This is a genomic window from Pseudomonas sp. LBUM1679, from assembly GCF_059695565.1.
The window spans coordinates 5,751,920-5,777,994 of sequence record NZ_CP166774.1; the positions used below are offsets into that span (position 1 = coordinate 5,751,920).

The following is a 26,075-nucleotide window of genomic DNA, read 5'->3' on the forward strand; positions in this document are numbered from 1 at the left end:
TCCAGGTGGAGAAGTGAGGATCGGAGTGCGATCCCTTGTAGGAGCTGGCTTGCCAGCGAAAGCGGTGGGTCAGTCGATACATGTATTGGCTGATGCACCGTCTTCGCTGGCAAGCCAGCTCCTACAGGGGGTCACTCAGAGTCAGGGATTACTGGGCGGCTTTGACAGCCGATGCCAGTTGCGCGCTGGCCTTGGCCGGGTCAGCGTTTTTGTCGTTCATGAAGTTGGTGACCACATCGAAGATCGCGCCCTGCACGGCCAGGGTAGTGGCCATGTTGTGCGCCATGCTCGGTTGCAGGCCGCCGGTCTTCTCGTCCGCCAGGAAGTCCTTGGCCGCGGTTTGCGCGCAAGCATCGAAGCCCAGGCTACTCATGTCGTTGAGCATGTCGGTGCGCACCGGGATCGAGCCTTTGTTGATGCTGAAGACTTTCTGGAAGTCTTTACCCAGAGCGACCTTGGCCAGGTCTTGCTGGGCGGCGATGTCGCCTTTGCGGTCAGCCTTGAGCTTGAATACGGCCAGCGAGTCGATGTTGTAGGTGAAAGCTTTTTCGGTGCCCGGGAACGGCACGCATTGGTAGTCCTTGCCCGCGACTTTGTTGGCGGCGGTCCATTCGCTCTTGGCCCAGTCGCCCATCATCTGCATGCCGGCCTTGCCGTTGATGACATCGGCGGCGGCGATGTTCCAGTCACGACCGGCACGGTTAGGGTCCATGTAGCCGGTGATTTTTTTCAGCTCGGTGAAGGCCTTGGTCATCTCAGGCCCCGAGAGGGTTTTCTGATCCAGGTCGACCAGGGCTTTCTTGTAACCGTCGGCGCCCATGACCGAGAGCACCACGTCTTCAAACACGGTGCTGTCCTGCCAAGGCTGGCCACCGTGGGCGAGCGCGATGAAACCTGCGGCTTTCAGCTTGTCGCCGGCGGCGTAGAATTCTTCGAGGGTGGTCGGCGCTTTTTCGATCCCGGCTTTCTTGAACACTTGCGGGTTGATCCACAACCAGTTGACGCGGTGGATGTTCACCGGCACAGCCACGTAGTCGCCGTCGTATTTCACGGTGTCGGAGACTTTCTTGATCAGCAGGCTGTCCCAGTTCTCCGCTTTGGAAACGTCTTTGAGCGCATCGGTGCTGAGCAGGCCGGTGCTGCCCCACTCCTGGATGTCCGGGCCTTTGATCTGGGCAACGCCCGGCGGGTTACCGGCGACTGCGCGGCTCTTGAGTACGGTCATGGCCGTGGAACCGCCACCACCGGCGACTGCGCCGTCCTTCCAGGTGAAGCCGTCTTTTTCGACTTGAGCCTTGAGCACATCGACCGCGGCCTTTTCACCACCAGAGGTCCACCAGTGAACGACTTCCACCGAACCTTTGGCATCAGCGGCAAGGGCACTCAGCGGGAATGCAGACAGGGGAAGCAGCGAGGCGAGAGAAATGACAGTAGCGAGGCGAGAAATCGCATTCATCTAGTAGTACCTTTCTTGTTGTTATGCATGCAAGTCTGGTGCTTGCGCTGCATGGATTTTAAACAGGAGTCATCCCCTCGCAGGTAACGAAGGGACGCTCGAATGTCACCACATGGTTACACAGGAACGCTCTGGGACAACTGCCCCAGCGCCGTGGCCATGCTGGGCGCCAGCGGCAGGCGCGGGATCAACACGGCTTGCCAGGCGTGATACAGGTCGGGTTTGCCGGCCCAGATATCGGCACTCGGGCGATTTTGCGGATCGAGTTCGTGATACCAACTGCCGTCACGGCGGTCGATGAAATGACTGTCACAAAATGCCCAGAACAGTCGGTACCAGTGTTCGTATTGTTCCTCGCCCGTGCGTTTGAGCAGAGCGCTGGCGGCGGCGCTTGCTTCGCAATGGGTCCAGTGCAGGCGATGACGAACCACGGGGCGATTGTCCCAGTCGAGGGTGTAGACGATGCCCGGCGCACCGTCGACGCTCCAACCGTGACGACAATTGTGGTCGAACAGTTTTTGCGCATCCGTTGCGAGCCAGCCTGGCGTCAACATCCCGGCCTGGACCTGCGCCGCTTCTAGGTGCAGCAACAGCCGCGCCCATTCGAAACCGTGGCCGGGCGTGGTGCCGTAGGGGCGGAAACCGTCGGCCGGATGGTCGTGGTTGTATTCGCGCAGCGGCTGCCAGTCGCGGTCGAAATGCTCGACCACCCGGTAGTCGTTGGCGGCGGCGTGCGTATGGATAACGCGCTCGACGATGCACTGGGCGCGGACCAGCCAGCGGTTGTCGTAGGTGACGTCGGCCAGCGCGAGGAAGGCTTCGGTGGCGTGCATGTTGCTGTTGGCGCCGCGATAGCGTTCCTCTTCACTCCAGTCGCGGTTGAAGGATTCGCGCATCGCGCCCTCCTCCTCGCTCCAGAAGTGCGTGTCGATGATGTGGATGGCGTCATCGAGCAGGGCCTGGGCGCCGGGACGTCGCGCAACGACCGCGGAACTGGCGGCCAGGGCGACGAACGCGTGCAGGTAAGCCGCCTTGTCGGTATTACCGTCGCGATGATGGGCGGTGGCAAACCAACCTCCATGCCCGGCGTCGCGCAGCGGACCGCTGAGGGCTTTGACCCCGTGATCCACCAGTTCGGCAAAACCCGGCAGGCCCTGGATGTGGGCCATGGCGAAACTGTGGGTCATGCGTGCGGTGTTCATGGTTTCGGCTTGGGCGTTGGCCGGCAGGCGGCCCTTTTCATCGAGGTTGCCGAAGCCTTCGGCGAGCTTTGAGGCCTTGGCGAACGCCAGCAGGCGCAGGCCTTCGGCGGCAAGCCATTGCTGATGGGCAGGAGCGTTCAGCCAACTGCTGAAGGCGGGTTGGAAGGTGTCCATGGGGTGCCTTTTTTTGTTGTTATGACTGGGGGCAGTCTAAACAACGGGCGGTGGCGGGCTTGTAACGAAGGGGGTGGGTTATGTCACAGGCTTGTGACAATCAAGCAGCAAGATCAAAAGATCGCAGCCTTCGGCAGCTCCTACATTGGATGGCGTACACCCTGTAGGAGCTGCCGAAGGCTGCGATCTTTTGATCTGCTCAATCGATAGACCGGGGCAATTGAAGGGTCACCCTCAACCCGCCCTCACGCAAATTCTGCAGACTGACCTCCCCCCCATGACTATGGGCAATATTGCGCGCAATCCCCAACCCCAGCCCATACCCCTGCTGCTGCCCCGCCAGGCGGAAGTGCGGTTCGAACACCTGCTCCATCCGCTGCTCCGGCACCCCGGGTCCTTCATCATCGACATGCAGGACGAACGCGCTCTGGTCGTCATCGATGTGCAGGTGTGCGTTCTGCCCATATTTGAGGGCATTGTCGATCAGGTTGCCAATGCACCGCTTGAGCGCCAACGGCTTACCCGGATAAGGCGCCAGCGCCCGTCCGTGCTGAGTCACCCGGCCATTGCCGTTGGGTCCCAGGTACGGTTCCACCAGACAATCGAGGACATGGTTGAGGTCCACCGGTTCGATATTCTCGTGAATGTCGGTGTCTTTCACGCATTGCAGCGCGCCTTTGACCAGCAGCTCCAGCTCATCCAGGTCGCGACCGAACTTGGCCTGCAGCTGTTCGTCCTCCAGCAGTTCGACCCGCAGCCGCAAGCGGGTGATCGGCGTGCGCAGGTCATGGGAAATCGCGCTGAACAACTGACTGCGTTCGGTGAGATAACGGCTGATTCGTTCGCGCATCGCATTGAAGGCACGGCCCACTTCCACCACTTCACTGCCACCGCCCTCGGCCACCGGTTCGACTTCGGCCCCCAGGGACATATCGCGTGCCGCCCGTGCAAGACGCTTGAGCGGCCGGCTCTGCCAGTGCACCAGCAGGCCGATGAACAACAACAAAAAACCACTGGTCAGGACGATGAACCAGACTTGTTGCGCCGGCAGCCCCTGCTCTTCAAGGCTGGTATAGGGCTCGGGCAACAGCGAAGCGATGTACAGCCACTCCCCGGGCGCCATCTGGATTTGGGTGACCAGCACCGGCGGATTGACCGGTTCCAGGGTCAGCGCGTAATGCGCCCAGGAGCGCGGCAACTCATCGAGTTTCAGCCCACCGTTGAAAATCCGCAGGTCTTCGGGACTGACAAACGTCACCGAGATATCCGTGTCCTGCCCCAGGGACTGGCGCAGCACTTCATCCACCGCTTTGAGCACTGCCGCCTTGCGCGGGGTGATCGGCAGCACGTCCATGCCCAAGGGTTTGTCGTTGAGGGTCACCACGAACCGGGTGCCACCCATGCTGCGCAACTGATCGAGCACCAGCGGCCGGAACGCCACCGGCAGCGAACGGAAGTAGCTGACGCTGGCGGTCATCGAATGCGCGAGGCTGCGGGCGCTGGTGACCAGCCCCTCGAGCTGAGTGGCACGCAGCTGCGAGACCCAGATCACGCTCGACAGCGCCTGGGCGAACAGCACCGCCAGCAAGGTCAGCAATAACATCCGCCCGAGCAGCGAACGCGGCACGGGCACCTTGGCGGCGAGTTGGCGGAAAAAATCAATGGCCATTACTGGCAACCACATTGGCTGCCAGTTGGTAGCCGCTACCGCGCACGGTACGGATCAGCCGCGGCGGTTTTTCGGTGTCGCGCAGACGCTGACGCAGGCGGCTGACCGCCATATCGACGATGCGATCCAGTGGCATCAGATCGCGGCCACGGGTGGCATTGCCGATGGTGTCGCGGTCGAGAATTTCCTGAGGGTGATCGAGGAACAGCTTCAGCAGGGCGAAATCGGCACCGGAGAGAATCACTTCTTCGCCGTCGATGTGGAACAGCCGATGGCTGACCATGTCCAGGCGCCAGTCATCGAAAGCCAGCACTTCACCGCCGGACCGCTCCTGACCGAACTGTGCGCGGCGCAGCAGCGCCTTGATGCGCGCTTGCAATTCACGGGGACTGAAGGGTTTGCCCAGGTAGTCGTCGGCGCCCAGCTCCAGGCCGATGACACGGTCGGCCTCGTCGGAACTGGCGGTGAGCATGATGATCGGCACCTGGGCCTGACGCGGGTGCTGGCGAATCCAGCGGCACAGACTGAAACCGTCTTCATCCGGGAGCATCACGTCGAGGATCACCAGATCACTCGGCGCCTCGTTCATCGCCTGGCGAAAGCCGGCACCGTCGGGCGTGGTCCGGACCTGGAAACCGGCGCGGGTCAGGTAGGTGTCCAGCAACTCGCGTATCTCTTGATCGTCATCGACCAACAAAATCGACTTGTTGACTGAGCTCACAGGAAGGCGTCCTTGTTATTTTGAGTTGGGACGGATTATGCCTGATCGATCATGGATCTATGTTGCCTGTTCCGGCCCCATCGCGGGCAAGCCCGCTCCCACAGGCCTTGTGCACATTCTGAAAGTGTCACCAAACCTGTGGGAGCGGGCTTGCCCGCGATGGGGTCGACGCGGTCTTAAGCCTGGTCCAGCGCTACTCCCGCACCCACAAGGCCGGAATACGGCGCCGTCACCAGCCACACCGGAATGCCCTTGAAGTAATCGCTCATGCAGCCCTTGTCGGCAAAGCACCGGGCGAAACCGCTTTCGATGAAGAAGTCGGCAAACCGCGGAATCACCCCACCCACGATGTACACGCCACCGCGCCCACCGGTGGTCAGCACATTGTTGCCGGCCACACGACCGAGCCAGCAGCAGAACTGCTCAAGCACTTCCAGGGCAATCGGATCACCCGCCAGACCGGCTGCCGTAATCGATTCCGGGGTATCGAGCACGGCCTCGTGGCCGTCTACCGCACAGATCGCTCGATAAACCCGCGGCAAGCCACTGCCGCTCAATGCCGTTTCAGCGCTGACATGGCCGATCTCGTTGAAGATGTGTTGCCAGAGCTGAGTTTCACGCAGACTGCTCAGGGGCAAATCGACGTGACCGCCCTCCCCCGGCAATGCGGCGAATCGGCCTTCACCCAGGTCCAGCAACGTACCGACACCCAGGCCGGTGCCGGGGCCGATCACTACCGCGGGTCGCAAAGGTTCCGGGGTACCTTCGCATACAACCCGAAATTCGTCCGGCTGCAAGCGGGTCATGCCCAACGCCATGGCCGAGAAATCGTTGACCAGCAGCAGTTGGTCCACCTGCAACTGCGTGCAGAACCCCTTGCGACTGAGCCGCCAGTGATTGTTGGTGAACTTGAATTCATCGCCGCTGACCGGGCCCGCCACCGACAGGCACACCGAACCGATCGAACCCGGCGCCAGGCCGAGTCCGCTCAGGTAGAGGCTGATCGCCTCCTCCGGGCTGGCATGGTCTGCCGTCGCCAGCACCTGGATCGATTCCAGCTGCTGGTCTTTCCACAACGCGAAACGTGCGTTGGTCCCACCGATATCACCGACCAAAGCCAGTTTCAATTAAGCGTCTCCAGGGCAGAAGTAAAGGCGCTGGCGCCCTGCTCTGCGGAGCTGAAGGCCATGCGCATGAAACCGAACAGTTCGCGACCGCTGCCGATATTATTGGCCAACAGGCCCTTGGCAGGTTCGCGCGCGGCGAATTCATCGGCGTCCACCTTAAGCTCCAGAGTGCCGGTGACGCCATCGACGCGGATGATATCGCCCTCTTGCACCCGCGCCAAAGCGCCGCCCACATAAGCTTCGGGGCTGACATGAATCGCCGCCGGGATTTTGCCCGACGCGCCGGACATGCGTCCGTCGGTCACCAGTGCCACCTTGAAGCCACGATCCTGCAGCACGCCGAGGAACGGCGTCATCTTGTGCAGTTCCGGCATGCCGTTGGAGCGCGGGCCCTGGAAGCGCATCACGGCGACGAAGTCCTTCTCCAGCAAACCGGCCTTGAAGGCATCGGCCAGGTCCTGCTGATCCTGGAACACCATGGCTGGCGCTTCGACGACCTGGTTTTCCAAGGCCACCGCCGAGACTTTCATCACACCGCGACCGAGGTTGCCTTCCATCACTCGCAATCCGCCCTCTGGCGAGAACGCCCGAGCGACCGGGCGCAGGATGGTTTCGTCGAGGCTTTCGGTCGGGCCTTCGCGCCAGACCAGCTCACCGTTGTCGAGGAACGGTTCCAGGGTGTAGCGGCTCAGGCCGTGGCCCAGCACCGTGTTGACGTTTTCGTGCAGCAGCCCGGCTGCCAGCAGTTCGCGGATCAGGAACGACATGCCGCCTGCGGCCTGGAAGTGGTTGATGTCGGCTTTGCCGTTGGGATAGACGTGGCTCAGGGTCGGCACGACTTCGGAGAGGTCGGCCATGTCCTGCCAGGTCAATTGAATGCCCGCCGCCATGGCGATGGCCGGCATGTGCAGGGTGTGGTTGGTCGAGCCGCCGGTGGCGTGCAGCGCCACGATCGAGTTGACCAGCGAACGCTCGTCGACGATTTCGCCGATTGGCATGAAATCGCCGCTCTGCTTGGTCAGGCGCGTGACCTGATGCGCCGCTTCGCGGGTCAGGGCATCGCGCAACGGTGTATTCGGGTTGACGAAAGAGGCCCCCGGCAAGTGCAGGCCCATGACTTCCATCAACAACTGGTTGGTATTGGCAGTGCCATAGAAGGTGCAGGTGCCGGGGCTGTGGTAGGACTTCATTTCCGATTCCAGCAGCTCTTCGCGGCTGGCCTTGCCTTCGGCGTAACGCTGGCGCACGTCGGCTTTCTGCTTGTTGGAAATGCCCGAGACCATCGGCCCACCCGGGACGAAGATTGTCGGCAAGTGACCGAAGCGCAGGGCGCCCATCATCAGGCCGGGCACGATCTTGTCGCAGATGCCCAGCATCAGCGCGCCGTCGAACATGTTGTGGGACAGGGCCACGGCGGTGGACAGCGCGATCACTTCACGGCTGGGCAGGCTCAGCTCCATCCCCGGCTCACCCTGGGTCACGCCATCGCACATGGCCGGGGTGCCACCGGCGAACTGGCCGACAGAACCGATTTCGCGCAGGGCCCTTTTGATCTGTTCAGGGAACACTTCGTACGGCTGATGCGCCGAGAGCATGTCGTTATATGACGAAACAATTGCGATGTTGGCGGAATTCATCATCCGCAGACTGTGCTTGTCATCGCTGCCGCAACCGGCGACGCCGTGGGCGAAGTTGGCGCACTGCAGCTTGCCGCGCATCGGCCCGTCGCTGGCGGCACCACGAATCAGTGCAAGGTAAGCCTCACGTGTTGCGCGGCTACGGGCGATAAGCCGTTCGGTGACCTCAAGGACGCGGGGATGCATGTGTAGAACTCCAGGCTAACGGATGTGGCGACCTGATTGTCTATGCTGAACAAGGGCCGTTGTCGATGGGATGACAGACGGTTTTCTTGATCGGTCGGACCAGTTGATTCAGGTCACTCGTTGTAGATTGAACAAAATATTGCCATTAAAAAGGCTTGTTTTCTATTTTTATGCGAATAATCTTGTAATTCCAACAACAAAACGACGGCGGCCCTGTTTAATGACTCTTCGAATCGCAATCAATGGTTTTGGCCGAATTGGCCGTAACGTGCTTCGTGCACTGTATACCCAAGGCTATCGCCAGGACCTGCAGATCGTTGCCATCAATGATTTGGGCGACAGCGCGATGAACGCTCATCTGCTCAAGTACGATACTGTTCATGGCACGTTCGCCGCCGATGTCCAGCACGATCAGGAAAGCCTGACCGTCAACGGCGACCGCATTTCAGTCAGTGCTATTCGCAACCCGGCCGAGCTGCCCTGGGCGGCGGAAAAGATTGATGTCGTATTCGAATGCACCGGCCTGTTCACCGACCGGGCCAAGGCCGCCGCGCATATTACCGCCGGCGCACGCAAAGTGATCATCTCGGCCCCGGCCAAAGGCGCCGACGCCACCGTGGTGTACGGGGTCAACCACGATATCCTGCGTCAGTCGCATCAGATCATTTCCAATGCGTCATGCACCACCAACTGCCTGGCCCCGGTGGCCCAGGTGCTGCATCGCGAGCTGGGCATCGAAAGCGGTCTGATGACCACGATCCACGCCTACACCAACGACCAGAACCTGACCGACGTCTACCACAGCGACCCGTACCGCGCCCGTTCGGCCACCCAGAACATGATTCCGAGCAAGACCGGCGCTGCCGAAGCGGTCGGCCTGGTGCTGCCGGAACTGGCGGGCAAACTGACCGGCATGGCCGTGCGTGTACCGGTGATCAACGTATCGCTGGTGGACCTGACCGTGCAGCTCAAGCGCGAAGCGTCGGCGGATGAAGTGAACGCATTGCTCAAGGAAGCCAGCCGGCATTCGAAGATTCTCGGCTACAACACCCTGCCGCTGGTTTCCAGCGACTTCAATCACAACCCGCTGTCGTCGATCTTCGACGCCAACCACACCAAGTCCAGCGGCAAGCTGCTCAAGGTCCTGGCCTGGTACGACAACGAATGGGGCTTCTCCAACCGCATGCTCGATAACTGCCTGGCGCTGTGCAACGCCGAATAACGCTGCGCACACGACACCGCCCCCTGTAGGAGCGGGCTTGTCGGGTCGCCGCATCGCAGCGAAGGCATCCTCAAGACCGCCATCGCCAACAAGCCGCCCCCACAAGATCGCGCCATACCCGATATCGCGCCACGCCCAATCCCCTGTAGGAGCTGCCGCAGGCTGCGATCTTTTGATCTTGATCTCCATCGGCCTCAGGTCCGTCAAGATCAAAAGATCGCAGCCTGCGGCAGCTCCTACCGGGATTATTTGCAATGCGCAAAATGTGTCGCAGATGCATAACATCTGGAGCAGCAACCCATGATCGGTATCAGCTTCACGCAAAAGACCCTGGCAGCGCGCAAACGGATCGCCCTGGTCGCCCATGACCACTGCAAGGTTTTCTTGCTGGACTGGGCCGAGCGCCAGAAAGACAAGCTCGCACAACATGAACTGGTCGCCACCGGCACGACGGGGTTGTTGTTGCAACAACGTCTGGATTTGCCCGTGGAAAGCATGATCAGCGGCCCTCTGGGTGGCGACCAGCAGCTCGGCGCGCGAATTGCCGAGCAGCGGGTCGACATGCTGGTGTTCTTCTGGGACCCGTTCGAACCGCAGCCACATGACCCGGACATCAAGGCACTGCTGCGGGTCGCGGCGGTCTGGAACATTCCCGTCGCCTGCAACGAATGCAGCGCCGACTATCTGCTGAGCAGCCCATTGATGGATCAGGCGCACCCGCACCGGATCCCGGATTACGCCACCTATCTGCTGGGCCGCGCATAAACCTTCACAATTGAGTGCTTGACCAGTCGAGTGGATGATAAGCATTATCATTCGCTCGACATGGATCAGGTCCTCCCGTGAGTCAATCGCGCTTCAATCACGTCTTCATCGCCCAGCGAGTCTCTCTGCTGCGGACCCTGGAGAGGATGGTCAACAATCACAGCACCGCCGAAGACCTCTTGCAGGAAACCTACCTGCGCGTGACCCGGGCGCTCAGTGAACGGGCCATCGATCACCTTGAACCCTTCGTGTTCCAGACTGCCCGCAACCTGGCGCTGGACCATTTGCGTGCGCGTCGCATCCAGTCGCGCACCCTGCGCGACGACGTGCCGCTGGACGTGGTGCAGGCCGTTGCCTCCCCCGTGAGCAGCGCCGAGGACGCCGCCCATGCCGAACAATTGCTGGAGCGTTTGAACGTGAGCCTCAACCAACTCAGCGCCCGTCAGCAGCAGATTTTCATGCTCAGCCGTCTGCACGGGCACAGTTACCTGGAGATTGCCGAGAAGCTCGGCGTGTCGTTGAGCACCGTGCAAAAAGAACTGAAGCTGATCATGGCAATCTGCGTCGGTGTTGCACAAAGGCACGACGGTAGCGGTAAGCCTTAAGCTGCAAGCTGCAAGCTGCAAGCTAAACGCCGAACCGAGCTTGAGCTTGCAGCTTGTGACTTGAAACTTGAAACTGCTTCACCTGCCACTGCCGAGGAAACACCGTGACGGACATCCATCGCCCCCCTGCGCCCTCCCCGGCACGGGACCCCGCCAGCGCAATGGACCAGGCTTTGGACTGGCTGATCGTGCTGGGCAGTCCGAGCGAGGAACAGACCCGACAGTTCCATGCATGGCTCGCCGCCGCCCCCCTGCATGCCGAAGCGTTTGCCAGGGCCCAGGCGATCTGGGACGGCCCGCACGTGCTGCAATGCGCGCAAAACCTGGCCGTTCAACCACCGAAGATGACGGTCCTGTCGCGCCTGCGACCACACTGGAAACCCCTGGCCACCGCCGCCGTGCTGATCCTCGGAATGTTCAGTTTCAGCAACCTGCCAATGCGCCTGCAGGCCGATCACTTGACCGTGGTCGGTGAGCGCCAGCGACTGCAACTGGAGGACGGTTCAAAGGTCCTGCTCAATACCGATTCAGCCTTCTCCAGCACCATCAACGATCAGCAGCGCGTGGCCCGCCTGTATCAGGGCGAGGCGTTTTTCGACGTGTCGGCCAATCGCGCTCAGCCGCTGCAAATCGACGCCGGCCCGGTCAAGGCCAGCGTGCGCGATACCGCGTTTGCGGTGCGCTACCTCGATGGCGTGGCACAGGTACGGGTACAGCGTGGCGACGTTGACCTGCAGGCAACCCGCAGCGACGCGCGGGTGCGTTTGTCCGCCGGGGAAAGCATCCGCATCGGCCCCAACGGATTCGATCGACCGGCCAAACTCGATGCCGCCACCGACCTGGCCTGGGTCCAGGGCCGACTGGTGTTCGAAAACTGCCCGCTGAACCAGGTACTGGCCGAATTGCGTCGCTACTACCCAGGCTGGATCATCAACACCAACGAGCAGCTGGCCGACGTCGCGGTGACCGGCAATTACCGTCTCGATCAGCCCCTGGATGTCGTACGCTCGCTGGCCCACATTACCTCGGCCCGGCTCCAGGAATTCCCGGCGTTGGTGATCCTGAACTAGGGGGCGTTCTCAATTAGTTTCCCCACCGCGTTGTCGCCTTAAAGCGGGCCAGGCAAGGCGCAGGCCGCTGGGAATGGTTGTTCCCTTTCCAAGGCCTGCAACGCAGCCTGGCCCGCTTTAAGGCACAACCCGAAGGGCCGGGCCTGCTGTTGTGCAGGGCTGCGTTGCTCGAAGCTTATTTGGAATGACCAAACCACGCTTCTCGCGCCTTGCCCTGCACAACAGCAGACCCGGCGCGGAGGGGAAACTAATTGAGAACGCCCCCTAGGGGCGTTCTCAATTATTTTTACTCGATAGCCGAAGGTCGTTCGTCTCGTTATAGCCAATGCAATTGATTCGCATCTCCAAATGCCAATCAGCACCTATAAAGATTCGTGCGACACGGAGCGCTATTCGATGTCCCCTCGTCCTACCCGCCAGTCCTCTTCACCTTCGCGCATGCTGTCGCTGCTGACCGCCGCCATCCTGATGGCCGGCAGCGCGCAGCTCTTGGCAGCCACCGCCGACGGGCACCCGACCCGCAACATGGGCGATTACTCGTTCGCGATCCCTCAACAATCGCTGGTCTCGGCACTCAATGCCTTTACCGCGGTGACAGGCTGGCAAGTCGGCTTGCCCGCCGAACTGGCGCAAGGTGTGGCCTCGCCGGGTGTGCGGGGGGCCCTGCCACCGGAGAAAGCCCTGGATCGCCTGTTGGTGGGGACCAACCTGAGCTATCGCAAACTGGGCACCAACAACATCGTGCTGGAGAAGCGCGCCAGCGGCGGCGCCATCAACCTGCAACAGATGACCATCAGCGCCACTCGTACTGAACAGGACGTGAACAGCGTGCCGAGTACGGTGACCGTTTACACTCGCGAAGAGCTGGACCGCAACAACGTCAATAACATCAAGGATTTGGTGCGCTACGAGCCAGGTGTTTCAGTCGGTGGCGCCGGTCAGCGCGCCGGCATCACCGGCTACAACATCCGTGGCATTGACGGTGACCGTGTCCTGACCCAGGTCGATGGGGTGCAGGTGCCCGACAGTTTCTTCAACGGCCCGTATGCCCAGACCAACCGCAACTATGTCGACCCGGAAATCGTCAAGCGAGTGGAAATCCTCCGCGGCCCGGCCTCGGTGCTGTACGGCAGCAACGCCATCGGCGGCGCGGTCAGTTACTACACGCTGGATCCGGACGACATCATCAAGCCTGGCAAGGACGTGGGCGCGCGCCTGAAAACCGGTTACAGCTCGGCCGACGACAGCTGGCTGACCTCCGGCACCGTAGCCGGCCGCACCGGCGAGTTCGACGGCCTTTTGCACCTGAGTCAGCGTAATGGTCATGAAACAGACTCCTACGGCGAAACCGGCGGTACCGGGCTGAACCGCACCGAGGCCAACCCCGAGGATGTGCGGACCACCAACGTGCTGGCCAAGTTGGGCTGGAACTACGCCGACGATGCTCGCTTCGGGCTGACCTACGAGCACTACAAGGACGACCGCGACACCAACCAGCTCAGTGCAGTGGGGGGTCCGTTCAACGCGGGACGCGGTTTCGGCTTCTACAAATCCCGCACCGGTAACGATACTGTCACCCGCGAACGATTCGGCCTGGAGCACAGCTTCGGTCGGGACAGCGCCCTGGCTGACAACATCAAGTGGACGCTGAACTACCAGATCGCCAAGACTGACCAGAGCACCGAAGAAATCTACGCGCCGTCGCGCACGGTACTGCGCAACCGCGATACCACCTACAAGGATCGCCAATGGGTATTCGACGTCCAGGCAGACAAGGCGTTTGCCGTCGCCGACACTGACCACGTCGTCACCTACGGCACCACCATCAAACAGGACAAAGTCACTGGCCTGCGTACCGGCAGTGGCACCTGCCTGACCGTGTCTGGCGCCTGCCGAGCCGTCGGCGCCGCCAGCGCCGCCGACACCCTGACCCCGGCCAGCGATTTCCCGGATCCGACTATCAGCACCTATAGCCTGTTCGCCCAGGATCAAATCAGCTGGAACAACTGGACCTTCATGCCCGGCGTACGGTACGACTACACCCAGCTCAAGCCACACCTCACGGACGAGTTCCTGGTCACCGCCGACCAGAGCGGTAACGGCGAGGTGAACGACGACACCAAGACCTGGCATCGCCTGTCGCCAAAATTTGGCACCACCTACAGCTTCAACGACCACTACACCTGGTATGGCCAGTACGCCGAAGGCTTCCGTACTCCGACCGCCAAGGCCCTGTATGGTCGTTTCGAAAACCTGGCCGGCGGCTATCAGGTCGCGCCTAATCCAGACCTTGAGCCGGAAAAGAGCAAGAGCTATGAAACAGGCCTGCGCGGCCAGTTCGAGGCTGGCACTTTCGATGTGGCGGTGTTCTATAACAAATACCGCGACTTCATCGACGAGAATGCCATCACTCCCGGTTACACCGAGACCACCTTCCAGAGCAACAACATCAAGCATGCCACCATCAAGGGCCTGGAGTTCAAGGGCCGCCTGAACCTGGATAGTTTCGGAGCCCCGACCGGTCTCTATACCCAAGGCTCGGTGGCGTACCTGTATGGCCGTAACGATGACAGCGGCCAGCCGCTTAACAGCATCAACCCGCTGACCGGCGTGTTCGGCCTGGGTTATGACCAGGACAACTACGGTGCCCAGTTGAACTGGACACTGGTCAAGCGCAAGACCCGCGTCGACAGCACCAGCTTCAAAAGCCCCGACGGCACCAGCACCCAGTTCAAGACCCCGGGTTACGGCGTGCTCGACCTGGCCGGGTTCTACAAGGTGACCGACGATGTGACCATCAATGCCGGCCTCTACAACCTGACCAACAAAAAATACTGGCAGTGGGATGACGTGCGCGGTTACGACAGCGTCGGCGAAGCCTCGGTGACTCAACCGGCCAACCTCGACCGCCTGACTCAACCAGGCCGCAACTTCGCAATCAATCTGGTCTGGGATATCTGACCCTCCACGCCTCGCTGCGCGGTGTTCAATGCCGCACAGTGAGGTTTTTTTACTGTCCGGCGCCTGCCCATTCGTCTCGTTACCAAGCGCCTCTTTTTCTCAAGGATTCTCATGACCACCCAGGACACTGTTCAACGCCCTGCTCTGCGTTCGCAACGCTTGAACCAGATCACCAACGAGCCCCACACCAAACTCGATGCCCTGGTCAAAGCCCACGCACCGTTTGAAACCCAGGCCAACTTCGCGCGTTTCGTGGTGGCGCAATACCTGTTCCAGTCGGAACTGGTATCGCTGTACAACGATGCCGAACTGACTGTCATCGTCCCGGACCTGCCGGCCCGCTGCCGTGCTGAAGCGGCCAAGGCGGACCTGGCGGACCTGGACACCGAAGTACCAGCCCCGGTCGCCGGTGCCGTAAAGCATCCAACCAACGCCGAAGCCTTGGGCTGGCTGTTTGTTTCGGAAGGCTCGAAGCTTGGCGCAGCGTTTCTGATCAAGCGTGCTGTCGGTCTGGGCTTGAGCGAAACCTTCGGCGCCCGGCACCTTGGCGAACCCGCCGGTGGCCGTGCTGAAGGCTGGAAAAGCTTCGTCAAGACGCTCGATGGATTGGCGTTCAGCGCTCAGGAAGAAGCCGAAGTGGATAAAGGTGCAATCGATGCATTCAACCGCTTCACCGTGTTGCTGGAACAGGCCTATGCCACCACCCCCGAACTCGCCTGACTGAATGCAATCACCTGTGGGAGCGGGCTTGCCCCGGGCGGCGTTCCGACGATGGCGGCTTACTATTCAACAGAGATGCTGAATGTCACATCGCTATCGCGGGCAAGCCCGCTCCCACAGGGACCGAGCAAACCTGCAGGATCCCGATCAAGCTTGAAAAATTCCCTCGAGCCCATGCCTCTGCCTGCCACCTCCAGACTCGCCCGCATCCTCTTTGGCCTGCTGGCCTACATCAGCCTCGGCATTGGCCTGATCGCCATCCTCGTACCCGGCTTGCCGACCACCGAGTTCATCCTGCTCGCCGCCTGGGCCGCGACCAAAAGTTCGCCGCGCCTGAGTGCATGGCTGGAAAACCATCGGCTGTTCGGGCCGATCCTGTGCAACTGGCGCAACGGCAGAATCATTGCCCGTCGAGCCAAGGTCAGCGCCACCGTCAGCATGCTGCTGTGCGCCGGGCTAATGCTGGCCATGCTCGAGCATGGCTGGCCAATTTACCTGGCAATCGCTGGTATGAGCCTGGGGAACTTGTGGATCTGGTCGCGGCCGGAAAGGTTGTCCCTGCCGTCCTGACAGGCCGGGGCGCCAGCCTTCGCGAGCAGGTTCCCACAGGTAATCTCCTGTGTGACATCGATCAATGTGGGAGCGAGTCTGCTCGAGAAAGCGTCCGCACAGACGCCGAAAATCCCCAGGCACATGCTTTTGCTGACCGCTCATCGGCTTTTACTCATGCAAACCTGCCCCACGCCGATGGTTCAGGAATGGCGCTGAATGGACTTGGCGAACCGGGTCGGCCCCGACCTGCAGCCAACACCTCATCCATTCTCGAGTTCGCCCCATGTTCGACGCTCTCTCCATCCGCCTGAAAATCGTTCTGCTGTCCGGCCTGTGCTTGCTGGGCGTGGTCATGCTGATCGTCGGCATGAACATCTACCAGACCAATCGCAACGATGAATTGGTCAGTGCCTCCAGCAGCAAGATGTTCACCGCCAGCGTGCAGGATTTGCTTCAGGCCAAGGCGGCCGGGCAAGCGGTACGGGTGCAGAAGACCTTTGGCGAAAGCCTGCTGGTAGTGACCGCCCTGGCCGATCAGATCAAGGACATGCGCGCCATGGCCGCCAAGCATTCGCTGGAGGCCGGCGCCCTGCGTGAAGAGTTGAACCACAGTCTGAAAACCGCGTTCGAGCGCAACAGCAAAGTGCTGGGGATCTGGCTGGCATTCGAACCCGACGGCCTGGACGGCAAGGACAGCGAATTCGTCAACGATGCGGCTCGCCAGTCCAACGAAGCCGGCCGTTTCGCCAGTTACTGGAGCCGTGCCGGCGGTGCCGGGATCAATACGATCATGGTCGAAGACGACATGACCAAGACCACCTTGAGCCTCAGTGGCACGCCTTATAACAGCTGGTATACCTGCCCTCGCGACAGCAAGCGCACCTGCCTGCTGGACCCGTATGCCGACACGGTCGCCGGCAAGGAAATGCTGATGACCACCATCTCCGTACCGCTGCTGGTGGATGGCAGATCCATCGGCGTGGTCGGGGTGGACATCGCCCTCGACGCGTTGCAGGCGGCGGCTGTCGATTCGCAGCGTGATCTGTTCAACAACGCCGGGCACATGCTGATCGTCTCTGGCAGCGGTGTGCTCGCCGGATACAGTGTCGACGCGAGCAAGGTCGGCAAAAGCATCGGTGACACCCTGGGGACAGACGGCAAGGACGTCCTGCAATTACTCGGCGGGGGCACACCAAGAATTCTCCAGCAAGGCGACCTGATCCGTGCGGTGTACCCGGTCAGCCCGATCCCCGACTCCAAAGCCTGGGGCGTGGTGATCGACCTGCCGAAACACGTGCTGCTGGCCGACTCGCTGAAGCTGCAAACCGTACTCGATGACGCCCAGCAAAGCGGCACAATCAAAGCGCTGCTGGTGGCAGTCGTTGCCGGCCTGATCGGCCTGTTGCTGATCTGGCTCACCGCGTCCGGCGTGACACGGCCGATCAACCGCGTCGCCGAGATGCTCAAGGCGATCGCCAGCGGCGACGGCGACCTGACTCAGCGCCTGCACTACAGCAAGAAAGACGAACTGGGCGAGCTGGTCAACTGGTTCAACCGCTTCCTCGACAAGCTGCAGCCGACCATCGCGCAGATCAAACAGAGCATCACCGACGCCCGCGGCACGGCCGACCAATCCTCGGAGATCGCCCGCCAGACCAGCGAAGGCATGCAGCTGCAGTTCCGGGAAATCGATCAGGTAGCCACCGCGTCCAACGAAATGAGCGCCACCGCTCATGACGTCGCCAACAGCGCGTCCAACGCCGCCAACGCCGCCAAAGGTGCCGACCAATCGGCTCGCGATGGCCTGTCGATCATCGAGCGCAGCACCCGCGACATCAATCAGCTGGCCGACGAAGTCAGCAAGGCAGTGACTGAAGTCGAAGCGCTGGCAGTCAACAGCGAACAGATCGGCTCGGTGCTGGAAGTGATCCGCAGCATCGCCGAGCAAACCAACCTGCTGGCGCTCAACGCCGCCATCGAAGCGGCCCGTGCCGGCGAGAGCGGTCGCGGGTTTGCGGTGGTTGCCGACGAAGTGCGCAACCTGGCCAAGCGCACGCAAGACTCGGTGGAAGAAATCCGCCTGGTGATCGAGCGTATCCAGAGCGCCACCCGCGACGTGGTGGCCACCATGCATTCGAGCCAGACCCAGGCCCACAGCAACGCCGGGCAGATCCAGCAAGCGGTGCAGGCCTTGAGTAAAATCAGCGACGCGGTCACCGTGATCAGCGACATGAACCTGCAAATCGCCAGCGCCGCCGAACAACAAAGCGCCGTGGCCGAAGAGGTCAATCGCAACGTTTCGGCCATCCGCACCGTCACCGAAACCCTGACCGGACAAGCCACCGAATCGGCGCAGATCAGCAGCCACCTCAATGCCCTGACCACCCAGCAGATGAAGTTGATGGATCAGTTCCGGGTGTAGCAACCCATCACATTTGCTGTGGGAACCGGGTTGCCTGCGATGGCGGAGTGTCCGTCAACAGAGATGTCGGCTGATACACCGCCTTCGCTGGCAAGCCAGCTCCTACAGGGTCGGATGTTCGGCCAGCAATCGGGGATTTCAGCCGGGCGGTCTGCGTTTTGATCTATGCTCGAGCTCTCGCTCCGGAGGGCCTTCGATGACTGATCTGCTCACGTCCATTCAAGCCGCACTCGGCTTGCCTCACGCCACTGTCCCGTTCACCTCGGGTGGCGCCCTGCCCTCGGCGTTTGCCGTGACTGACCTGGCCTGCGCCAGCATTGCCGCCGCCGGCCAGGCCATCAGCGAATTACTCAATCAGCAAACCGGTCGCTTGCCCAACCTCGAGGTCGACCGACGCCTGGCCTCGTTCTGGTTCTCGACGTCGATCCGCCCGGTGGGCTGGAGCGTGCCACCGCTGTGGGATCCGGTCGCGGGAGACTACGCGACCAGGGACGGCTGGATCCGCCTGCACACCAACGCCCCCCATCACCGCGCCGCTGCCGAAAAAGTGCTGGGTGCCTGTGCCGACCGCGCAGCGATGGCGGGCAAGGTTGCCCCATGGGCCAAAACCGACCTGGAGCAGGCCCTGGTCGATGCCGGTGGCTGCGCTGCCGAGATGCGATCCTGGGCGCAGTGGCAGGCCCATCCTCAAGGTCAGGCCGTGAACGCCGAACCGCTGATTCAGTTCGCCGCCCACAGCAGTCAAAACGCAACACCGTGGCAAGGTTCAGTGGCGCAGCCGCTGGCCGGGATCAAGGTGCTGGATTTGACCCGAGTGCTCGCCGGACCGGTTGCCAGCCGCTTTCTCGCCGGGCTTGGCGCCGACGTATTGCGTATCGACCCACCGACCTGGAACGAACCGGGCGTGGTACCCGAAGTCACTCTGGGCAAACGCTGCGCGCGTCTGGACTTGCATGACAAGGCTGATCGCGCACTGTTCGAAAGCCTGCTCAAGGACGCCGACATCCTGCTGCATGGCTACCGCGCCGATGCATTGGAACGCCTGGGTTACGGCATCGCCGAACGTCAGCAATTGGCCCCCGGGCTGATCGACGTCTGCCTCAATGCCTACGGCTGGAGCGGCCCGTGGCGGAACCGTCGTGGCTTCGACAGCCTGGTGCAGATGAGCAGCGGGATTGCCGAAGCGGGCATGCAATGGAAACGCGCGGACAAACCGACGCCCTTGCCCCTGCAAGCGCTTGATCATGCCACCGGGTATTTGATGGCGGCCAGTGCGATCAGGCTATTGGCGCAGCGGTTGAGCAGCGGACAGGGTGGCTCGGCGCGGTTATCGCTGGCGCGGACGGCGAAGTTATTGATCGAGGCTGGCGCGGGGACGGATGAGCCGTTGCGTGCGGAAGAGGAAAACGATCAGGGATTGTTGGTTGAACAGACGCCCTGGGGGCCGGCGCATCGATTGCAGGTGCCGCTGAAGATTATCGGGACGCCGTTGCAGTGGGCGCTTCCGGCTGCTGAATTGGGTTCCCACCGCGCACAGTGGTGGTGACTGTCCGATTGCTTTCGCGAGCAGGCTCGCTCCCACAGTAGACCGGGTTTACCTGAACGAACCCGGTCAAATGTGGGAGATTCTATGTTGCTCGGCAACCCTGAATTCTCAGGCTGATAGGTATTCGCTCTGATTTTTCATCAGGGCGAATGCCACCCGGCAGAGTTTCCGGGCAAGGGCTACCAATGCCTGAGTTAACTAAGTAGGCAAATGAAAATAATATTTACCAGATAACGCCAACGAATTTCTTTTTATAGCTTTTCACCTATGAATACCGATGAAAAGGATGCACCTGATAAATCATTGCAGGGACGCAAAAGTTGCTAAAACCTGAAAGCGAACTAACTTCATACCCCTCGCACCCGAGCTGTCTGGAAAGGACCTTTCCAGCGATCCAACCATAAATGATACCTAACTCCTTCATTCACATTGGAATGTGCCCGCGCACTGATCTATATCAGCTTATCGATCAGCCAACAGAACTAGTCTGTTGCCTCTCTTCTCCTGCATTGGAGTCATGCAATGTCTGAATCACCCGGGAAACTGAAGCTGGGCGCGCTGGTCGCCCTGGTGGTCGGTTCAATGATTGGCGGCGGCATCTTTTCCTTGCCGCAAAACATGGCCGCCAGTGCCGATGTCGGTGCCGTGCTGATCGGTTGGGCCATTACCGCCGTCGGCATGCTGACGCTGGCTTTCGTTTTCCAGACCCTGGCCAACCGCAAGCCGGATCTGGACGGTGGTGTCTACGCCTACGCCAAAGCGGGTTTCGGCGATTACATGGGGTTCTCCTCTGCCTGGGGCTACTGGATCAGCGCCTGGCTGGGCAACGTCGGTTATTTCGTTCTGCTGTTCAGCACCCTTGGCTACTTCTTCCCCATTTTTGGCGAGGGCAATACTGTCGCGGCTGTGATCGGCGCTTCGGTGCTGCTCTGGGCGGTGCATTTCCTCGTACTGCGCGGGATCAAGGAAGCGGCATTCATCAACCTGGTGACGACGGTCGCCAAGATCGTGCCGCTGCTGCTGTTCGTATTGATCGCGGTGTTCGCGTTTAAACTGGACATCTTCACAGCCGACATCTGGGGCCTGAAAAACCCGGACCTGGGGAGTGTGATGAACCAGGTGCGCAACATGATGCTGGTCACTGTCTGGGTGTTCATCGGCATCGAAGGCGCGAGTATCTTTTCGGCCCGGGCGGAAAAACGCAGCGACGTGGGTAAAGCCACCGTGATCGGTTTCATTACCGTACTGCTCTTTCTGATGCTGGTGAACGTGTTGTCGCTCGGGATCATGACTCAACCGGACCTGGCCAAACTGCAGAACCCGTCGATGGCGGCCGTACTGGAACACGTGGTCGGTCCATGGGGCGCAGCGCTGATCAGCGTCGGCCTGATCATTTCCCTGCTCGGCGCCCTGCTGTCCTGGGTACTGCTGTGTGCGGAAATCATGTTCGCTGCCGCCAAGGACCACACCATGCCGGCGTTCCTGCGCAAGGAGAACGCCAACCATGTGCCGGTCAATGCCTTGTGGCTGACCAACGCCATGGTCCAGGTGTTCCTGGTCATCACGCTGTTTTCGGCCAGTACTTACCTGTCGCTGATCTACCTCGCCACCTCGATGATTCTGGTGCCGTACCTGTGGTCGGCGGCCTATGCCCTGCTGCTGGCGGTGCGCGGCGAGAGCTATGAAAACGCCGTGGCCGAACGCCAGAAAGACCTGTTCATCGGTGCCGTTGCCCTTATTTATGCGGTCTGGCTGATCTACGCCGGCGGCGTCAAATACCTGCTGCTGTCTGCCCTGCTCTACGCCCCCGGTGCGATTCTCTTCGCCAAGGCCAGGCTTGAAGTCAATAAACCGGTTTTCACCAACGTCGAGAAGCTGATTTTCGCAGCGGTCGTCGTGGGCGCCCTGGTGGCGGCCTACGGGCTGTATGACGGTTTCCTGACCCTGTAACACCGACTGTTTTGTCATCTGGAGGAACACGGTAATGAGCACGGATAAAGTCAAATACGGCGTCCATTCCGAAGCCGGCAAACTGCGCAAAGTCATGGTTTGCTCCCCCGGCCTGGCCCACCAGCGGCTGACCCCGAACAACTGCGACGAACTGCTGTTCGACGATGTGCTGTGGGTAGCCCAGGCCAAGCGCGACCATTTCGACTTCGTCACCAAGATGCGCGAGCGCAACGTCGATGTGCTGGAAATGCACAACCTGCTGACCGACATCGTCGCCATCCCCGAAGCCCTGGACTGGATCCTCGAGCGTAAGATCACCGCCAATTCGGTGGGTCTGGGCCTGGTCAACGAAACCGCTTCCTGGCTGCGCAGTCTCGAGCCGCGCAAGACCGCCGAGTTCCTGATCGGCGGAGTGTCGGCCGACGACCTGCCGACCAGTTTCGGCGGCAAGACCATCGAGATGTTCCGCGACTTCCTCGGCCACTCCAGTTTCATTCTGCCGCCGCTGCCCAACACCCAGTTCACGCGCGACACCACCTGCTGGATCTACGGCGGCGTAACGCTCAACCCCATGTACTGGCCGGCGCGGCGCCAGGAAACCTTGCTGGCCAGCGCCATCTACAAATTTCATCCCGAGTTCACCAACGCCGACTTCCAGATCTGGTACGGCGATCCGGATCAGGAGCATGGCAATGCCACCCTGGAAGGCGGCGACGTGATGCCGATCGGCAATGGCGTGGTGTTGATCGGCATGGGCGAACGCTCGTCCCGCCAGGCCATTGGCCAGCTTGCGGTCAACTTGTTCAAGCACAAGGCCGTGGAACGAATCATTGTCGCCGGGCTGCCGAAATCCCGCGCAGCAATGCACCTGGACACCGTGTTCAGCTTCTGCGACCGCGACCTGGTGACCATCTTCCCGGAAGTGGTGAACCAGATTGTGGCGTTCACCCTGCGCCCTGATGAAAGCAAACCGGGTGGCATCGACATCCGTCGCGAAGAAGCCAGCCTCCTCGACACCGTGGCCCAGGCCCTCAACCTGCCTGCATTGCGGGTCGTGGAAACCGGCGGCAACAGCTTCGCCGCCGAACGCGAGCAGTGGGATGACGGCAACAACGTGGTGGCCCTGGAGCCGGGAGTCGTCATCGGCTACGACCGCAACACCTACACCAACACCCTGTTGCGCAAGGCCGGAGTGGAAGTCATCACCATCAGCGCCGGCGAACTCGGTCGCGGGCGTGGCGGCGGCCACTGCATGACCTGCCCGATCGTTCGCGATCCTGTCGACTATTAATGACTGTGCCTGCTTCGCCCTCACAAGGCGCGAAGCGGGCGGATAACCGAAACCCAAGGAGATCCCAATGGCTTTCAACATGCGCAACCGCAGCCTGCTGTCGCTGATGCACCACACCACCCGCGAGCTGCACTATTTGCTGGACTTGTCCCGTGACCTCAAGCGCGCCAAGTACACCGGCACCGAGCGCCCGCACTTGCAAGGCAAGAACATCGCGCTGATCTTCGAAAAAACCTCGACCCGCACCCGGTGCGCCTTTGAAGTCGCGGCCCATGACCAGGGCGCCCACGTCACCTACATCGACCCGGTGTCGTCGCAGATCGGCCACAAGGAAAGCATGAAAGACACCGCCCGCGTGCTGGGGCGGATGTTCGATGCCATCGAGTACCGCGGCTTCGAACAGGAAATCGTCGAAGAGCTGGCCAAGTTCGCCGGGGTTCCGGTGTTCAACGGCCTGACCGCCGAGTTCCACCCGACGCAAATGATCGCCGACACCCTGACCATGCGCGAACACAGCGACAAACCGCTGCATGACATCAGCTACGCCTACCTCGGCGACGCCCGCTACAACATGGGCAACTCGCTGCTGATGATCGGCGCCAAACTGGGCATGGACGTGCGCATCGCCGCACCGAAAGCGCTGTGGCCGCATCAGGATTTCATCGATCAGTGCAAGGCGTTTGCCGAGGAAAGCGGCGCGCGCATCACCATCACCGAAGACCCGAAAGCAGCGGTCAAGGGCGTCGACTTCATCCACACCGACATCTGGGTGTCGATGGGTGAACCGGTGGAAGCGTGGGACGAGCGCATCGAGCAATTGCTGCCGTACCAGGTCAACACGCAGATGATGAAGGCCTCGGGCAACCCGCGGGTGAAATTCATGCATTGCCTGCCGGCCTTCCACAACAGCGAAACCAAGGTCGGCAAGGACATCGCCGCGCGGTATCCGCACCTGGCCAACGGCGTCGAGGTGACCGAAGAGGTCTTCGAATCACCGGCCAACATCGCTTTCGAGCAAGCGGAAAATCGCATGCACACGATCAAGGCGATCCTGGTGTCGGCGTTGGCGGATATCTGATGACCCACCCGGCCTCCTCCTGCAGGAACACGGACCCTGTGGGAGCTGGCGTGCCTGCGATGGCATCGCCTCTGTGTATCTGTCAGACCGAGGTGATGCCATCGCAGGCAAGCCAGCTCCCACATTGACCGAGTTCCAACAGGGAGACCGAGTTACCTGCCACTTTCCTGTTTAGAAGGACTGCACTATGCGTATCGTCATCGCCCTGGGCGGTAACGCCCTGCTCCGCCGTGGTGAGCCCCTCACCGCGGACAACCAGCGCGCCAATATCCGGATTGCCACCGAACAGATCGCCAAGATCCACCCCGGCAACCAACTGGTGATCGCCCACGGCAATGGTCCGCAGGTCGGCCTGCTGTCGCTGCAAGCAGCGGCCTACACCAAGGTTTCGCCTTACCCGCTGGACGTGCTCGGTGCCGAAACCGAAGGCATGATCGGCTACATCATCGAGCAGGAACTGGGCAACCTGCTGGACTTCGAAGTGCCCTTCGCCACCCTGCTGACCCAGGTCGAAGTCGACGCCAACGACCCGGCATTCCAGAACCCGAGCAAACCCATCGGCCCTGTGTATACCAAGGCCGAAGCGGAAAAACTTGCCGCGGAAAAAGGCTGGGCCATCGCCCCGGACGGAGACAAGTACCGGCGCGTGGTCGCCAGCCCGAGACCGAAACGCATCTTTGAAATCCGCCCGATCAAGTGGCTGCTGGAAAAAGGCAGCATCGTGATCTGTGCCGGCGGTGGCGGTATCCCGACGGTGTACGGTGCCAGCGGCAAGCTTGAGGGTGTGGAAGCTGTGATCGACAAGGACCTGTGCTCGGCGCTGCTGGCCGAACAGCTGGAATGCGATCTGTTGGTGATCGCCACCGACGTCAATGCCGCCTTCATCGATTTTGGCAAACCGACCCAGAACGCCATTGCCCAAGCCCACCCCGACGAATTGGAGAAACTCGGCTTCGCGGCAGGCTCCATGGGACCGAAGGTGCAGGCCGCCTGCGAGTTCGCCCGCCATACTGGAAAAGTCGCGGTGATCGGTTCACTTTCGGACATCGAAGCGATCGTCCAGGGCAAGGCCGGCACCCGCATCAGCACGGCGACACCTGGCATCAGTTACCAGTAAAAGAAACTCCGGGGGCAGGCCTGAGGTCTGCCTTGATTCAATGCCTATTTGATGGAGAGACGCCAATGGCCACGTTCGAGCCCGGTCACCTGCACATCGAGCGCCACGCGCTGAACGACGATGATTACAGCTACAAACTGAGCATCGACTATGCAGTCAGCCAGGATCCCGAGGAAGGCATGCTCTTCAAGATGCACGGCTCGGTTGAAGACAAGGAGCTGAACGAAGAATTCTTCCTGCCCAAGGATCAGGCCTTCGACTTCGCCCGGCATGCCACGCGTATCGCGCAAAAATACGGCTTGCCCAAGGAAGCCAGCATCGGCTCGATGCACAAGGAATATGACGCGATGTTTGAAGACGTGCGGGCGCAGCTGGATGTCAAATCCGGGGACCCGGTCAAACCCGAACACCTGGGATAACCCGATTCCCTTGCTGAACATCGAACCTGTGGGAGCGGGCTTGCCCGCGATGGCGGTGTAACATTCAACATCTATGTTGTCTGACACGTCGTCATCGCAGGCAAGCCCGCTCCCACAAGGGATCATCGTTGCCATCAAATCCTGTATTGGATTTCACCTGCCCCCCCGCCCCAAGGCATACTTGC

General features: G+C 61.0%; 19 protein-coding genes and 3 pseudogenes. 15 read left to right on the top strand and 7 right to left on the bottom strand.

Annotation, left to right across the window (positions count from 1 at the left end):
- Positions 1-148: 148 nt before the first annotated feature.
- The 6 genes from ACA062_RS26235 to edd all read right to left on the bottom strand — a co-directional run bounded on the left by ACA062_RS26235 (position 149) and on the right by edd (position 8,172).
- A complete protein-coding gene (locus tag ACA062_RS26235) occupies positions 149-1,456 on the bottom strand; it encodes an ABC transporter substrate-binding protein (protein ID WP_497453652.1) in 1,308 nt (435 codons plus the stop codon).
- A gap of 116 nt (positions 1,457-1,572) precedes the next feature.
- A complete protein-coding gene (locus tag ACA062_RS26240; RefSeq protein ID WP_497453653.1) occupies positions 1,573-2,832 on the bottom strand; it encodes a D-mannose isomerase in 1,260 nt (419 codons plus the stop codon).
- Between the two features lie 199 nt (positions 2,833-3,031).
- Positions 3,032-4,501: an ATP-binding protein gene (locus ACA062_RS26245; protein ID WP_497453654.1), complete on the bottom strand. Its 1,470-nt coding sequence runs from the start codon at positions 4,499-4,501 to the stop codon at positions 3,032-3,034.
- Entirely contained in the window at positions 4,491-5,222 is a 732-nt protein-coding gene (locus ACA062_RS26250) for a response regulator (protein ID WP_010457397.1), read from the bottom strand. The genes ACA062_RS26245 and ACA062_RS26250 overlap by 11 nt, the downstream gene beginning before the upstream one ends.
- A gap of 176 nt (positions 5,223-5,398) precedes the next feature.
- Positions 5,399-6,349 (bottom strand): glucokinase, encoded by a 951-nt coding sequence (locus ACA062_RS26255; RefSeq protein WP_497453655.1) that lies wholly within the window; start codon positions 6,347-6,349, stop codon positions 5,399-5,401.
- On the bottom strand, positions 6,346-8,172 hold the full coding sequence (gene edd, locus ACA062_RS26260; protein ID WP_497453656.1) for a phosphogluconate dehydratase: 1,827 nt from the start codon (positions 8,170-8,172) through the stop codon (positions 6,346-6,348). The genes ACA062_RS26255 and edd overlap by 4 nt, the downstream gene beginning before the upstream one ends.
- Positions 8,173-8,392: 220 nt before the next feature.
- Here edd and gap point away from each other — a divergent pair, with 220 nt between their 5' ends.
- From gap to ACA062_RS26310, 10 genes and pseudogenes are all read left to right on the top strand, one after another.
- Positions 8,393-9,394, top strand: coding sequence for a type I glyceraldehyde-3-phosphate dehydrogenase (gene gap / locus ACA062_RS26265; RefSeq protein WP_128872268.1), 1,002 nt, complete (start codon positions 8,393-8,395; stop codon positions 9,392-9,394).
- A gap of 300 nt (positions 9,395-9,694) precedes the next feature.
- On the top strand, positions 9,695-10,159 hold the full coding sequence (locus ACA062_RS26270) for a methylglyoxal synthase (RefSeq protein ID WP_150745949.1): 465 nt from the start codon (positions 9,695-9,697) through the stop codon (positions 10,157-10,159).
- 77 nt (positions 10,160-10,236) lie between these two features.
- Entirely contained in the window at positions 10,237-10,764 is a 528-nt protein-coding gene (locus ACA062_RS26275) for an RNA polymerase sigma factor (protein WP_497453657.1), read from the top strand.
- A gap of 104 nt (positions 10,765-10,868) precedes the next feature.
- Positions 10,869-11,834 carry a FecR family protein gene (locus tag ACA062_RS26280; RefSeq protein ID WP_497453658.1) on the top strand — a complete coding sequence of 322 codons (966 nt, stop codon included), beginning with the start codon at positions 10,869-10,871 and terminating at the stop codon, positions 11,832-11,834.
- A 396-nt stretch (positions 11,835-12,230) separates the two neighbouring features.
- The gene (locus ACA062_RS26285) at positions 12,231-14,795 is read left to right on the top strand and encodes a TonB-dependent receptor (protein WP_497453659.1); all 2,565 of its coding nucleotides are present in this window, start codon (positions 12,231-12,233) and stop codon (positions 14,793-14,795) included.
- 111 nt (positions 14,796-14,906) lie between these two features.
- The gene (locus tag ACA062_RS26290; RefSeq protein ID WP_497453660.1) at positions 14,907-15,515 is read left to right on the top strand and encodes a biliverdin-producing heme oxygenase; all 609 of its coding nucleotides are present in this window, start codon (positions 14,907-14,909) and stop codon (positions 15,513-15,515) included.
- 174 nt (positions 15,516-15,689) lie between these two features.
- A complete protein-coding gene (locus ACA062_RS26295; protein ID WP_497457499.1) occupies positions 15,690-16,085 on the top strand; it encodes a YbaN family protein in 396 nt (131 codons plus the stop codon).
- Positions 16,086-16,623: 538 nt separating this feature from the next.
- A pseudogene (locus tag ACA062_RS26300) lies at positions 16,624-17,631 on the top strand (methyl-accepting chemotaxis protein); the annotation flags it as partial.
- A gap of 333 nt (positions 17,632-17,964) precedes the next feature.
- A pseudogene (locus tag ACA062_RS26305) lies at positions 17,965-18,489 on the top strand (methyl-accepting chemotaxis protein); the annotation flags it as partial.
- Between the two features lie 196 nt (positions 18,490-18,685).
- Positions 18,686-20,035, top strand: coding sequence for a CoA transferase (locus tag ACA062_RS26310; protein ID WP_497453661.1), 1,350 nt, complete (start codon positions 18,686-18,688; stop codon positions 20,033-20,035).
- A gap of 82 nt (positions 20,036-20,117) precedes the next feature.
- Here ACA062_RS26310 and ACA062_RS26315 read toward each other — a convergent pair.
- A pseudogene (locus tag ACA062_RS26315) lies at positions 20,118-20,230 on the bottom strand (IS110 family transposase); the annotation flags it as partial.
- Between the two features lie 327 nt (positions 20,231-20,557).
- Between ACA062_RS26315 and arcD the strand changes: the two are divergent.
- From arcD to ACA062_RS26340, 5 genes are all read left to right on the top strand, one after another.
- Positions 20,558-21,985 (top strand): arginine-ornithine antiporter, encoded by a 1,428-nt coding sequence (gene arcD, locus ACA062_RS26320; protein ID WP_497453662.1) that lies wholly within the window; start codon positions 20,558-20,560, stop codon positions 21,983-21,985.
- A gap of 34 nt (positions 21,986-22,019) precedes the next feature.
- Complete coding sequence (arcA, locus tag ACA062_RS26325; protein WP_497453663.1) at positions 22,020-23,276, top strand: arginine deiminase; 1,257 nt, start codon at positions 22,020-22,022, stop codon at positions 23,274-23,276.
- 67 nt (positions 23,277-23,343) lie between these two features.
- On the top strand, positions 23,344-24,354 hold the full coding sequence (locus ACA062_RS26330) for an ornithine carbamoyltransferase (RefSeq protein WP_497453664.1): 1,011 nt from the start codon (positions 23,344-23,346) through the stop codon (positions 24,352-24,354).
- A 187-nt stretch (positions 24,355-24,541) separates the two neighbouring features.
- Complete coding sequence (gene arcC, locus ACA062_RS26335) at positions 24,542-25,471, top strand: carbamate kinase (RefSeq protein WP_497453665.1); 930 nt, start codon at positions 24,542-24,544, stop codon at positions 25,469-25,471.
- A 65-nt stretch (positions 25,472-25,536) separates the two neighbouring features.
- A complete protein-coding gene (locus ACA062_RS26340; RefSeq protein ID WP_497453666.1) occupies positions 25,537-25,890 on the top strand; it encodes a DUF5064 family protein in 354 nt (117 codons plus the stop codon).
- The last annotated feature ends 185 nt before the right edge of the window (positions 25,891-26,075 follow it).

What these genes read in the sequence shown, in the direction of transcription:
- ACA062_RS26235 (WP_497453652.1), bottom strand. Translation starts at nt 1,456, where the DNA reads ATGAATGCGATTTCTCGCCTCGCTACTGTCATTTCTCTCGCCTCGCTG.
- ACA062_RS26240 (WP_497453653.1), bottom strand. Translation starts at nt 2,832, where the DNA reads ATGGACACCTTCCAACCCGCCTTCAGCAGTTGGCTGAACGCTCCTGCC.
- ACA062_RS26245 (WP_497453654.1), bottom strand. Translation starts at nt 4,501, where the DNA reads ATGGCCATTGATTTTTTCCGCCAACTCGCCGCCAAGGTGCCCGTGCCG.
- edd (WP_497453656.1), bottom strand. Translation starts at nt 8,172, where the DNA reads ATGCATCCCCGCGTCCTTGAGGTCACCGAACGGCTTATCGCCCGTAGC.
- gap (WP_128872268.1), top strand. Translation starts at nt 8,393, where the DNA reads ATGACTCTTCGAATCGCAATCAATGGTTTTGGCCGAATTGGCCGTAAC.
- ACA062_RS26270 (WP_150745949.1), top strand. Translation starts at nt 9,695, where the DNA reads ATGATCGGTATCAGCTTCACGCAAAAGACCCTGGCAGCGCGCAAACGG.
- ACA062_RS26285 (WP_497453659.1), top strand. Translation starts at nt 12,231, where the DNA reads ATGTCCCCTCGTCCTACCCGCCAGTCCTCTTCACCTTCGCGCATGCTG.
- ACA062_RS26290 (WP_497453660.1), top strand. Translation starts at nt 14,907, where the DNA reads ATGACCACCCAGGACACTGTTCAACGCCCTGCTCTGCGTTCGCAACGC.
- ACA062_RS26295 (WP_497457499.1), top strand. Translation starts at nt 15,690, where the DNA reads ATGCCTCTGCCTGCCACCTCCAGACTCGCCCGCATCCTCTTTGGCCTG.
- ACA062_RS26310 (WP_497453661.1), top strand. Translation starts at nt 18,686, where the DNA reads ATGACTGATCTGCTCACGTCCATTCAAGCCGCACTCGGCTTGCCTCAC.
- arcD (WP_497453662.1), top strand. Translation starts at nt 20,558, where the DNA reads ATGTCTGAATCACCCGGGAAACTGAAGCTGGGCGCGCTGGTCGCCCTG.
- arcA (WP_497453663.1), top strand. Translation starts at nt 22,020, where the DNA reads ATGAGCACGGATAAAGTCAAATACGGCGTCCATTCCGAAGCCGGCAAA.
- ACA062_RS26330 (WP_497453664.1), top strand. Translation starts at nt 23,344, where the DNA reads ATGGCTTTCAACATGCGCAACCGCAGCCTGCTGTCGCTGATGCACCAC.
- arcC (WP_497453665.1), top strand. Translation starts at nt 24,542, where the DNA reads ATGCGTATCGTCATCGCCCTGGGCGGTAACGCCCTGCTCCGCCGTGGT.
- ACA062_RS26340 (WP_497453666.1), top strand. Translation starts at nt 25,537, where the DNA reads ATGGCCACGTTCGAGCCCGGTCACCTGCACATCGAGCGCCACGCGCTG.